The sequence below is a fragment of the Pantoea phyllosphaerae genome, assembly GCF_051025595.1.
Classification (GTDB): Bacteria; Pseudomonadota; Gammaproteobacteria; order Enterobacterales; family Enterobacteriaceae; genus Pantoea.
Genome location: NZ_JBPFDE010000001.1, coordinates 500,331 through 511,735, shown reverse-complemented (window position 1 = coordinate 511,735; position 11,405 = coordinate 500,331). Strand labels below are relative to the sequence as shown.

The 11,405-nt window shown below is 57.1% G+C and carries 13 protein-coding genes; 4 read left to right on the top strand and 9 right to left on the bottom strand.

The annotated features are described in order from the left end of the window. Positions 1–3: 3 nt before the first annotated feature. Positions 4–651 (bottom strand): metallophosphoesterase, encoded by a 648-nt coding sequence (locus ACR6A7_RS02405; RefSeq protein WP_434123161.1) that lies wholly within the window; start codon positions 649–651, stop codon positions 4–6. Positions 652–1,047: 396 nt separating this feature from the next. Between ACR6A7_RS02405 and ACR6A7_RS02400 the strand changes: the two genes are divergently transcribed. After that, the gene (locus ACR6A7_RS02400) at positions 1,048–1,254 is read left to right on the top strand and encodes a hypothetical protein (protein WP_033746561.1); all 207 of its coding nucleotides are present in this window, start codon (positions 1,048–1,050) and stop codon (positions 1,252–1,254) included. Between the two features lie 222 nt (positions 1,255–1,476). Here ACR6A7_RS02400 and ACR6A7_RS02395 read toward each other — a convergent pair whose 3' ends face one another. The 5 genes from ACR6A7_RS02395 to copC all read right to left on the bottom strand — a co-directional run bounded on the left by ACR6A7_RS02395 (position 1,477) and on the right by copC (position 5,472). Continuing rightward, positions 1,477–2,334, bottom strand: coding sequence for a manganese catalase family protein (locus ACR6A7_RS02395; protein ID WP_434123160.1), 858 nt, complete (start codon positions 2,332–2,334; stop codon positions 1,477–1,479). 457 nt (positions 2,335–2,791) lie between these two features. Further along, on the bottom strand, positions 2,792–3,370 hold the full coding sequence (locus ACR6A7_RS02390; RefSeq protein ID WP_434123159.1) for a serine O-acetyltransferase: 579 nt from the start codon (positions 3,368–3,370) through the stop codon (positions 2,792–2,794). Between the two features lie 475 nt (positions 3,371–3,845). Next, positions 3,846–4,193: a YebY family protein gene (locus tag ACR6A7_RS02385; protein WP_434123331.1), complete on the bottom strand. Its 348-nt coding sequence runs from the start codon at positions 4,191–4,193 to the stop codon at positions 3,846–3,848. A 34-nt stretch (positions 4,194–4,227) separates the two neighbouring features. Continuing rightward, complete coding sequence (gene copD, locus ACR6A7_RS02380; protein WP_434123158.1) at positions 4,228–5,103, bottom strand: copper homeostasis membrane protein CopD; 876 nt, start codon at positions 5,101–5,103, stop codon at positions 4,228–4,230. Between the two features lie 3 nt (positions 5,104–5,106). After that, the gene (gene copC, locus ACR6A7_RS02375) at positions 5,107–5,472 is read right to left on the bottom strand and encodes a copper homeostasis periplasmic binding protein CopC (protein ID WP_434123157.1); all 366 of its coding nucleotides are present in this window, start codon (positions 5,470–5,472) and stop codon (positions 5,107–5,109) included. A gap of 151 nt (positions 5,473–5,623) precedes the next feature. Between copC and ACR6A7_RS02370 the strand changes: the two genes are divergently transcribed. Beyond that, the gene (locus ACR6A7_RS02370; protein ID WP_033791267.1) at positions 5,624–5,854 is read left to right on the top strand and encodes a DNA polymerase III subunit theta; all 231 of its coding nucleotides are present in this window, start codon (positions 5,624–5,626) and stop codon (positions 5,852–5,854) included. A gap of 3 nt (positions 5,855–5,857) precedes the next feature. Continuing rightward, a complete protein-coding gene (exoX, locus tag ACR6A7_RS02365; RefSeq protein WP_434123155.1) occupies positions 5,858–6,526 on the top strand; it encodes an exodeoxyribonuclease X in 669 nt (222 codons plus the stop codon). Here the strand turns inward: exoX and ACR6A7_RS02360 are convergent. Together ACR6A7_RS02360 and ACR6A7_RS02355 are read right to left on the bottom strand one after the other, a co-directional pair. Beyond that, on the bottom strand, positions 6,520–8,583 hold the full coding sequence (locus tag ACR6A7_RS02360; protein WP_434123154.1) for a prolyl oligopeptidase family serine peptidase: 2,064 nt from the start codon (positions 8,581–8,583) through the stop codon (positions 6,520–6,522). The two genes, exoX and ACR6A7_RS02360, sit on opposite strands and share 7 nt — an antisense overlap. A gap of 113 nt (positions 8,584–8,696) precedes the next feature. Further along, a complete protein-coding gene (locus ACR6A7_RS02355) occupies positions 8,697–9,350 on the bottom strand; it encodes a tellurite resistance TerB family protein (RefSeq protein WP_434123153.1) in 654 nt (217 codons plus the stop codon). Between the two features lie 152 nt (positions 9,351–9,502). On the opposite strand from ACR6A7_RS02355, the gene purT reads away from it, so the two are divergent. Then, a complete protein-coding gene (gene purT / locus ACR6A7_RS02350) occupies positions 9,503–10,681 on the top strand; it encodes a formate-dependent phosphoribosylglycinamide formyltransferase (protein ID WP_434123152.1) in 1,179 nt (392 codons plus the stop codon). Between the two features lie 53 nt (positions 10,682–10,734). Here the strand turns inward: purT and ACR6A7_RS02345 are convergent, their stop codons facing one another. Next, positions 10,735–11,373: a bifunctional 4-hydroxy-2-oxoglutarate aldolase/2-dehydro-3-deoxy-phosphogluconate aldolase gene (locus ACR6A7_RS02345; protein WP_434123330.1), complete on the bottom strand. Its 639-nt coding sequence runs from the start codon at positions 11,371–11,373 to the stop codon at positions 10,735–10,737. Positions 11,374–11,405: the final 32 nt, after the last annotated feature.

The following is an 11,405-nucleotide window of genomic DNA, read 5'->3' as shown; positions in this document are numbered from 1 at the left end:
GCCTTACTGCAGCTGTATCAGCGTCAGCCGGTTGCCGAACACCGCGCCGGTATCGATATAGTGCAGGTTGCCCGATTCCAGCGGATGCTGCAGCGGCGTATGGCCGAAGTAAAAAGCATCCGCCCCCGCAATTTTTTCCGCATCGCCCGTTTGCAGTCGGGTGATGCGCTCGCGATCCCACACCACTTTCTCCCAGTCCAGCGGCTGCTCCCACGCATAGCGCTCCGCCGGATAGTCTGCGTGCGCCACGACCACGATGCGATCCGCCAGCTGCAGGTGCAGGATCAGCGGCAGGCTCTCTACTTTTCTTAGCGCATGGCGCGCCGCAATCAGCCTGTCGCCCGTCAGCTTATAGAACCAGTCGCCGCCGTTCATTATCCAGTTAAGCGAATCGTGACACTGTAACGCATGCAGCGCCATCTCTTCGTGATTTCCTCGTACACAGCGGAACCATGGCGCATCAAGCAGCGCTAAACAGCCAGGACTATCAGGCCCACGATCGATTAAGTCGCCAACGGAAATCAGTAAATCGCTTTCTTTATCAAAAGCGTTTTCCAGCAGCAGCGCGTCCAGCTGGCGCCGGCAGCCGTGCAGGTCGCCGACAATCCAGATGTTTTGCCAGTTTTCACCGTTTAGGTACTGGTAGTGCATTTTTGATTCCGCTTGTTAATAACAGGTTTACTTATTGCGGGTTAAAGTATAGCCGGTCGCATCTTCAGGGAGGCGTGATGAATAGCCGTAAACAATTTATCAGCGTGTTAGTGCTTATCTTCCTTGGCAGCCTGCTGCTGCTGGAATCACTGGCTCGCCTCGTGCATCTGCTGTTTGTCGGCTGACAGGCCGAACGCAATGCTTTCTCTCCTCTACTCAGATTTTCCGTACGCTTTGCCGGTAAAAGCGCCAGCGATTGGCGATTACTGTTCAGATATCAGGATGTTTCCGACAGACGAAACTGCGTTAGTGTGACATCTCAGCCCGTCCACAATGTGGAGCAGATACACACAGCAAAGGAGGGATGGCTGATTACCTCTGGTCAGGAGAATAAGAATGGTCGCTGAAACGCTTGATAATGTAAGTTTTAACCTTGATTCTCTCGAAAACGCAGCATTAGAAATCTGTAAAACCAAAGGAATGCTGGGCATGCTGTTGGCGTCGGTTTCAACAGATATTCAGCAATCCTATTTCCAGCTGCTGCGCGAGTCCGGTTTTGATGACGAACTGGTCTGGCTGCAGCAGGTTCTCGATACCAAATAAGTGATTCAGTTAACCCCGGCGCAGGCTGGGGTTTTTCATTTCTGGCGCCGCGGCAGGTAAAGAACCGCTTTTTGAGTGGCGTCGAAAAAAATATTTTTCGCCGCTCTGATTTAGAGTGGCACGAAAGTCACTGGCGCCGCTGAAGCAATAGTTCATTTTTTAGCAAGCGTCAGATGCGCCCAATCTGCAGAGTGCCTGTGTCCTTCCCTGGACAGCGTGCGATTAAGGTTTTAACGCGGGCGGAACGGTGCCCGAGAGCTCCTGCTCGCTTTGCGCGCCCGAGCCCGGACGGGCATGGCCCAGCAGCGGCTCATCGCCCAGCAGCTCAGGTTTCTCTTTCGCGGTGAACTGGGCTTTGCCGTCAAATGATGGGCCTTCGCACCAGCGGCCTTTTGGCAGCGGTTTATCCAGCGAGGTATTAAGCACATAGTAAGCATGCTCGCTGGCCTCTTCGCTTTGCGGAAAGCTGTTCGGTATCGGCAGCGAAGCGTTAAGCCCGCCCATCTCTTCAATTACCGCCAGCCACTGCTGTTGATGCAGGGTGTCGCGGGCAATCAGGAAGGATAGAAAATCCTTCATGCCGGTATCTTCAGTGAGATTATAGAGGCGGGTCGCCAGTACGCGTCCTGTCGCTTCCGCCGTAACGTTGGCCAGCATATCCGCCGCTACGTTGCCAGACGCGTAGATATGGCTCATGTCGAAAGGCACGCCGTTAGCGTTGACCGGCAGCGCCGCCAAACCTGATGAAAGGATGTGGCGCGGGTTCATCCCGCCCAGTACCGCATTGACCACCGGATCTTTCGCCGACGCTTCCTGGTAGGAGAGCGGCGCGCCTTCCAGATTGAGCGCCACGGCATGCGCCAGCATTTCGATATGCGCCAGCTCTTCGGTTGCGGTAGAGATCAGCAAATCGCGGATGCGCGCATCGCCGCGCGCGCCCATCGCCTGGAAGAAGTACTGCATCGCCACACGGATCTCCCCTTCCACGCCGCCGATCGCCTGCTGCAAAAGCATGGCGAATTCCGGATCCGGCTTATCGACGCGTACGGGGTATTGAAGCTTTGAAGAATGGTGAAACATAATTATCTCCTGGCTTGTTGAAAAGAATAAGCCAGAAAAGCCTGGAAGAGACTGGCGGAAAATGAAAGCGTGCCCGTAACGACAGACAGGAAATATAAGCGGCCGGAAGCGGCATCAACTCATTTATATTAATCGCTTAGCTATAGCCCGTTTAAATTTCACTTTTTGGGATGAAACTGCAGCTTTACACCAATACACTCAATCTTTGTCGGGATTACTTTTCCGCCAGGTTGAAAGATACTCACTCTTAAACGAAGCGCGTTGTGAACGTCACATTGTACATCGGTAACTGCTTATCAGCTTTATCAGAAAAAAAATTGAAAGCGGAGATAAATGCTTTACCGCATGCGCTCTGACCCGCGTTGCCGCTTGTTCTCGCAAACGGCAGGTTCGCCACTGGAAGAAGAGGCGAAAGAACGTGCAAATCCTTTACACCTTAACAGTCGCCAAAAGGATATCAGGAAAGCCTGTCAGAATCTGAATGCGCTTTTTCTATCAGACGAGTACTTTTTTCAGTATAAACAGTATGGTTATCACCAACATTCTTATTAACAAAACTCATCGCGCCAACCGTGACGTTATTACCGATGCGTAACGCGTCGCCAATTACGCAGCTATTCGAACCCAGAAAAAAGTTATCGCCGATTATAATTTTTCCCTGTTCATTCTTACCCACGCTGCCTGTTACGCAGTTTTGTGTCAGCTTCATATTTTTCCCCGCCACTACACGCTTTGTGACGACCACGCCGACATGATGCGCAATCGTCAGTCCTTCACCAATGGTCGCGCCTGGCATAATATCGCAGCCAAAATTCTTTTTAATACGATTATGAATGCGATAGGCCATTCTTTTATGCCCATTAACGTAAAGATGGTTAGCCAGCCGCCACCAGAACACATATTTTAAACCAGGCTTATTCTTCAGTCGTGTGTAAATACGCCAGACGCTAAAAGACTTGTTAAGGCCTATCACTTCAACATGCCAATAGCGCAGCAGTTGCTGTAAGCTTTCTTTTTCTACTGATTTTTTAGCCATGAATAAGCGCTTTAAAGAATATTATCAACGTGCTTACCTTAACCGTTCTGCTCTTTACAGACAACACCTGTAGGCTGTGTACTGATTGAATCATTCGATCAGCAGGTTAACTAATCCAGGACATAATGTATCGGCTTTTTAAATTTTGCCGAGGAGTGAAAAATAAGCTTTAACAGAAACGTAAAATGAAAGGTTAAATAAAATCACAACAGGGCAGCCCAATCTGCGTGCCAAAAAGCAAACAAAAAAAGACCGAACACGATTCCTGTATTCGGTCCAGGGAAATGGCTCTTTAAGAGCCGTGCGCTAAAAGTTGGCATTAATGCAGGCGATGACGCCTTGCAACTTAAGGTTAGCCCACGATTGCGGAAATGCCAGCGAACGGCCGGACAGAGGCGATCCGCAGGATCAGATTGTGATCCTGACGGCAGAATCAGCGAAATCAGGCGCGAAAAACGCTCGCGCCTCGGCAGGATTATTTATCACACAGCGCCTGAGTACGCTCAATGATCGGCTGCAGGCTCATCATCTGGCCCGGGTGCGCTTTATCTTCCGCCTGGATAACGGAGATGGGCTGCGCTTTTACCTGCCCGGCCTTTACGCGCGCTTCCGCTTTATCGTTAAGCGGATACTGCATCAGCGTGCTGGGGTTGATGGCGAACAGCGAACCATCTTTCTCGCAGCTCAGCATCACCTCTTCACGGCTAAAGGGCCACGCCGCCTTACCTACCTCGAAGCGGCTGACGGTGATAATTTCAGACGCCAGCGCCTGGCCACCGAGAGATAACAACAGCATTGCGGGGATCACTTTTTTCAGCAAAATAGCCTACCTTTTACTCAGTCAAAACGGGTCACACTCAGGCTGGCGACAGCGTAGCAAAGACGCTGACCAGACCAACCACTGCGCATGCCAGCAGCAGCTCAAGCTGCGTCATGCGAATAAATTTTTGTTGCGCGCCCGAGCCTGCCAGGCGAAAGCGCGGCACCAGCACGTAACGATTGCACAGCGCGATAGCGACCATAAACGCCACCAGCGCCGCCTTAGCCACCAGCAGTTCGCTATACAGGCTGCCGTGCCACTGCCGAGGCCAGCCAGCGATCAGCAGCCCATTCACTACGCCGGTGCATAATGTTACCGCAACGGCCAGATGGCCGTAGCGTGAAAAGCGCATCATGGCGCGAATCGCATCGCTGCGGCGATCGATCTGCCGCGCCTCACGCATCAGGATCAGCAGCGGCACTAAACCGCCCGCCCAGAAGGCCGCGCCAACAAGGTGCAGCGCATGGTTTATCTGCTGCAGCGCGCCCGTCATCCCTTCCCGCATCGCCGCATGGCCGATTAGCGCCATACAACCCAGCTGCAGCAAGGCGCCGATCAGCCACGCCCGCTGTCGCGCGCTGTCTTTCAACAGACTCGCCAGCAGCGTGAGGCCAGCCAGCCCTGTTTCCCACTGCCACACCGTGCCGAAGCGCGTGCTCAGCACCGCGCGCCAGATCTCACTGTCGGTCAGTTTGCGCCAGTCACCACTCATCAGCGCCAGCTGGGTCGCCAGCATCAGCAGTGCGCTGACCAGCGCCAGCCAGACGCTACCGCGCATCAAGGCGCCAAGACGCTGCCCGAGCGCATGGCGATAGCGCGCGGGCGCTAACAGCACGGTATAAAACGCACTGCCCGCGAGCAGCATCACGGCGGCAAAATGGAGCGCGCGCAGCAGGATCCACAGCGAGGTCACGATTTATTTTACGCTAAAGCGGTAGCTGCCCTGGGTCTTATGTCCGTCCACCGACAGCACATGCCAGTTAACCTGATAGTCGCCCGCCGTCAGCGGTTTTTTCAGCGGCAGGATCAGGCGGCTGTGCTGCTGCGCATCCCGCTGCGCTTTCTCGCTGGCCACAGGCTTTTGACTGGCGTCAAGCAGCACTACCCCGCTAAATGCGGGCTCAATGTCCTCGGTGAAGCTCAGCGTCAGCGCCTGCGGCGAGGCATCGAGCGCGGCATTGGCGGCCGGTTGAGATGCTTTGAGGTGGGCATGCGCCAGCACCGCCTGGCTCACTAACAACAGCGAGGCGGCAACGCCTGACAAGATTGTTCTTTTTTGCATGGGATCATCCTTTTAGCCATCGTACTAGCGGCAAATGTGGGCAAGGATACGCTGAGGCTTTTCAGGTGTCGAGGGCCAGCAATGCTATCCTTTGCCCTTGATTCAGGCCGGGATAAGCATTATTTTTGCCCCCTGTCTTCAGGAGATCCCCATGAGTCAAAACCTCGCCCTGCTTTCTCAGGAAGAGAAAGATAAAGTCAACGTTGAACTGGCCGCAGCGGGCGTGGCGTTCAAAGAGCGCTACAACATGCCGGTCGTGGCCGAAATGGTTGAATATGAGCAGCCCCCTGCGCTGCGCGACTGGTTTCGTCAGCGCCTGATGCACTATCGCCAGGCGTCGCTGAACTTCTCGCGCCTGCCCTACGAACCCAAACTGAAATAAATCATGCTACGCGTAATTGATACCGAAACCTGCGGGCTCCAGGGCGGCGTGGTCGAGGTGGCGTCGGTCGACGTCATCAACGGAGAGATCGTCAATCCGATGAGCGACCTGATCTTGCCGGACCGCCCTATTAGCCGTCAGGCGATGGCCGTACACCGCATTACCGAAGCCATGGTGGTGGGCAAACCCACGATTGAAGAGGCGATTGGCCGCTATCACGGCAGCCCTTTCTATGTCGCCCATAATGCCAGCTTCGATCGCCGCATGCTGCCAGAGATGCATGGCGACTGGATCTGCACCATGACGCTGGCGCGCAAGCTATGGCCAGGCATTAAGTACGGCAACCAGGCGCTGCGCCACAGCCTTAAGCTGGAGGTGACACCGCCCGCCGATCTGCACGCGCACCGCGCGCTGTACGACTGCTACGTCACCGCCGCACTGCTGATCCGCATAATGGAGATTTCCGGCTGGGATGCCGGGCAGATGGCGCAACACTGCCAGCCCGCCAGCGTGACGGGCGACGTGCTGCCCTTCGGTAAATATCGCGGCCAGAGCGTCGCCGCCATTGCGCGTAAAGATCCGCGCTATCTGCGCTGGGTGCTGGAGAACGTGCGCGATCTGCGCCCGCCGCTGCGGCAGGCGCTGCGCAAATATCTGAGCGACGATCAGTAATCGCGCTGCGGCGGCAGGCTGCCCTGCGCCAGCGCAATCAGGAACGTCAGCTCCAGCGCGATGCCCTCATAGGATTTATAGCGCCCCGACTTACCGCCGTGACCGGCATCCATATCCGTACAGAGCATCAGCAAATGGTTGTCGGTCTTCAGCGCGCGCAGTTTCGCCACCCACTTCGCCGGCTCCCAGTACTGCACCTGCGAGTCATGCAGCCCGGTCGTCACCAGCATATGCGGGTACTCCCTGGTCTCGACATTGTCGTAGGGGCTGTACTGACGAATATAGCCATAGTAGTCGGCGTCGTTTGGGTTGCCCCATTCGTCATATTCGCCGGTAGTAAGCGGAATTGACTCATCCAGCATCGTGGTCACCACGTCGACAAAGGGCACCTGCGCCACCACGCCGTTAAACAACGTCGGCGCCATATTAATCACCCCGCCCATTAACAGACCGCCTGCGCTGCCGCCCATGGCATAGAGCTGTCCAGGCTGGCCGAATCCCTTTTTTACCAGCGCCTGGGTAACGTCGATAAAATCGGTGAAGCTGTTCATTTTGTTAAACAGGCGGCCGCCGTCATACCAGCTCTGCCCCAGTTCACCGCCGCCGCGCACGTTGATCAGCGCATAGACGAAACCGCGATCGAGCAGGCTAAGCCGGCTGACGCTGAAGTCCGCCTCCATATTGCTGCCGTAGGCGCCATAGCCGTAAACCAGTAGTGGATTTTTGCCCGGCTGATAGTGTTTGCGGTGATAGACCAGCGACACCGGTACTTCGGTACCGTCGCGGGCCGTGAGCCAGTGGTGCTCGCTTTTGTAGTTGTCGGGGTCAAAGTTGCCCACCGCGCTCTGCTTGAGAATGCGCCGCTCGCCGGTATCCATATCGAGTTCAAACAGCGTGGTCGGCGTGGTCATCGAGCCGTAGCCGTAGCGCAGTTTGCTGGTTTCCGGCGACGGGTTGAACGCCAGCCAGGTCACATAGGTCGGATCGTCGAAGGCGATGCCGGTTACCTCGCCGGTCTGCCAGTGGATCTGACGCAGGCTGGTCAGGCCGCGCTGCCGCTCCTCCACCACCAGCCAGTCACGAAACAGCTGGAAGTCCTCCATGACCACATGGTCGCGCGGCTTGATCAGCGTTTCCCAGCGCGACTCGTCCAGCCAGCGCGTGCGGTAGAGGCCGAAGTTTTTCCCCTCGCGGTTAGAGCGGATATAAAACTGATGCTCATAGTGATCCAGGCTGTATTCATGATCCTTGCGGCGCGGCAGGAAGATCTGCGGCGCGGCGTCGGGAAAGCCGGCGTCGATGAGCTGGATCTCGCTGCTGTTGGTGCTGAATAGCGCGATCAAGATAAAGTGTTCGGAGGTGGTTTTATGCACGCTGAGATGATAGGTGTCATCCTGCTCTTCATACACCAGCCGATCGTCGCTCTGCGGCGTGCCGAGCTCATGGCGCCAGACCTGATAGGGCAGCAGCGTTTGCTCATGCTTGCGCACGTAATAGAGCGTGCGTGAATCATTCGCCCAGGCGAAGCTGGAGGAGGCGTTGTTCAGCACCTCCGGATACCAGCTCCCCTTCTCCAGGCAGCGAAAGCGAATGCCGTACTGGCGCCGGGAGAGAAAATCTTCCGCCAGCGCCATCACCTTGTTATCAGGGCTGATGTTGAGCGATCCCATGGTGTAAAACTCGCTGTGCGAGGCGCGCTGATTGGCGTCCAGCAGCAGTGTCCACTCATCGGTCACGGCGCACTCGGCAGGCTGGCGGTAGTAGGCGGCATATTCGTTACCGCTCTCATAGCGGCTCTGATAGCGGTAGCCATTGTGCACATAGGGAACGGAATGATCCTGCGGCGGCAGGCGATCGACGATCTCTTTTAAAATATGGTTCTGCAGCGGCTGCTGTGTCGCCATGATCTGCTTGCCGTAGTTGTTTTCGGCGCGCAGATAATCCAGCACCTCTTCATTCTCGCGCCTGTCGTCGCGCAGCCAGTAGTAATCATCCACGCGCGTTTCGCCGTGGAGGGTCATTTCATGCGGAATTTTTTTTGCGATGGGGGCCTGCATGCTCTCTCTCCCTGTTATTCATATCCTCTAAGGGTGGCATCAGGTGGCGGGGAAGCCAAATTTTTGTCGCTAACGCGTTGTTATTGCGACCGCAAAGCGCGGTCGCGGCGGGTTTATTCTGCCGGAATGCGCGCTTTTTGTTCACGCAGGTCGTTTTCAATGCCGTCGCGCACATCCTGCGGGATCTTCAGCGCGTCGCCGAGCGCCGTGAGATAGCTGCGTTCCATAAAATGATCCACATCGATAGCGGCGCAGCTGAGGAAGTAGAGTTCCAGCGCTTCATCCTCGTTTTTCACGTCGGCGGCCAGCCAGGCGGGATCCAGCGGCCGATTGATCGCTTTCTGGATCAGCGCTTCCGCCTCCTGACCATAGCCCGCCTCATGGATGCTGCGCTCGATGGCGGCGCGCTCGCGATCGTCGATATGCCCGTCGCTTTTAGCGGCAAACACCAGCGCCGTTACCAGACGCTCGGCACGCTGATCGGCGGGCGTCTGCAGCTCGCCGAAGCCAGGTTCGGCCTGGTGCGTCTCGCGCACGCGCTGTTTATATTTGTTCCACAGCACCGCGCCAGCCGCCGCGCCACCGCCGATAATCAGCGCTTTGCCGCCATACTCGGTTAACAGCTTGCGCGACTTTTTGCTGGCGATGAGCAAGCCTGCCAGGCCGCCCAGCGCGCCCGGCGCCAGCATATCGTTTAAACCTCCGTTGCCGCCGCTGTGCCCTTTCTTCGCTAGCAGCGACTGAAGCTGTTGCAACAGGTTGTTCATCATTCACTCCTTTTTCAGCGATAAGGGCTCTACTCTGCCCGACCAGGCGTCAGTTAACGTCAAGGTGCGAAAAGAGAGGCAAAGCCGCAGAGGATGAGAACGCAAACGTTTTCGTTTATACTGCGCGCGCGTTTTGACTCACAGGTGAAATTATGACGACTCTTGGAACTGCGCTGCGTCCGGCTGCGACGCGTGTCATGCTGTTAGGCTCGGGTGAGCTGGGTAAAGAAGTGGCACTGGAGTGCCAGCGACTGGGTGTGGAAGTGATTGCCGTAGACCGCTATGCCGACGCGCCCGCGATGCATGTGGCGCATCGTAGCCACGTGGTAAACATGCTTGACGGCGAGGCGCTGGCCGCGCTGATTGCGCAGGAAAAGCCCGATTATGTAGTGCCTGAAATCGAAGCGATCGCCACGGATAAGCTGCTTGAGCTTGAGCAGCAGGGTCAGCGCGTGGTGCCGACCGCGCGCGCCGCGCGCCTGACCATGAACCGCGAAGGCATTCGCCGCCTCGCGGCGGAAGAGCTGTCGCTGCCCACCTCCCGCTACCGCTTCGCCGACAGCCAGGCGAGCTTTGAGGCAGCAGCGGCGGAGATCGGCTTTCCCTGCATCGTCAAGCCGGTGATGAGTTCGTCAGGCAAAGGCCAGAGCTTTATTCGCGACGCCAGCCAGCTCAGCAGCGCCTGGGCGTACGCGCAGCAGGGCGGACGCGCCGGCGCAGGCCGCGTCATTGTCGAAGGCGTGGTGAAATTCGATTTTGAAATTACGCTGTTGACCGTAAGCGCGGTGGACGGCCTTCACTTCTGCGCGCCAATCGGCCACCGACAGGAGGATGGCGACTACCGCGAATCCTGGCAGCCACAGCAGATGAGCGATGTCGCGCTGCAGCGCGCGCAGGCGATTGCTGGCGACGTGGTGAAAGCGCTGGGCGGCTACGGCCTGTTCGGCGTTGAGCTGTTTGTCTGCGGCGACGACGTTATCTTCAGCGAAGTGTCGCCGCGCCCGCACGACACCGGCATGGTGACGCTGATTTCGCAGGATCTCTCGGAATTTGCTCTACACGTGCGCGCCTTCCTTGGCCTGCCGATCGGCGGTGTGCGCCAGTATGGCCCGTCAGCGTCAGCGGTGATCCTGCCGCAGCTGCACAGCCAGAACGTACGGTTTGTCAACGTGGAAGCGGCACTGGGCGCGGGTCTGCAGCTGCGCCTGTTTGGCAAGCCGGAAATCGCCGGTTCGCGCCGTCTTGGCGTCGCGCTGGCCAGCGGCGAGAGCGTCGATGACGCCGTTGCGCGGGCGATCGCCAGCGCCGCGGCGGTACAAGTCGAAGAGTAATAAAACCGCGGGTAGATCATGATGCGGTGAGCGCCCTGCTCACCGCATCATGCTTATTGCGCCCCCTCTACCGCTTCGCGCGCCAGACGCGTAATGCGATCCCAGTCGCCTGTCTCCAGCGCGTCGTTCGGCACCAGCCAGGAACCGCCAATGCAGAGCACGCTTTTCAACGCCAGATAGTCGCGATAGTTGGCGGGCGAGATGCCGCCAGTGGGACAGAAGCGCACCTGCGGGAAGGGACCGCCAATCGCCTGCAGCGCCTTAACGCCGCCGTTGGCTTCCGCCGGGAAAAATTTAAATTCGCGCAGGCCGTAATCCATACCGGTCATCAGTTCGGAAACGGTGCTGATGCCGGGGATCAGCGGCACCGGACCTTCTACCGCAGCCTTCAACAGCGGCTCGGTAATGCCAGGGCTGATAACGAACTGCGCGCCCGCTTCGGTGACTTCCTGCAACTGCTGGGTGTTAATGACCGTACCTGCGCCAACAATAGCGTCCGGCACCTCTTTAATCATCAGGCGCAGCGCCTCCATCGCCACCGGCGTGCGCAGCGTGACTTCCAGCACCCGAACGCCGCCAGCCACCAGCGCTTTCGCCATCGGCACCGCATGCTCCAGCTTGTTCACCACAATCACCGGCACCACAGGTCCAGTGGTCAGAATCTTTTCCGCACTTGTCTTCCAGTTCTTCATCAGTTCCCCTTGCTTATCCATACCGGCGTCAG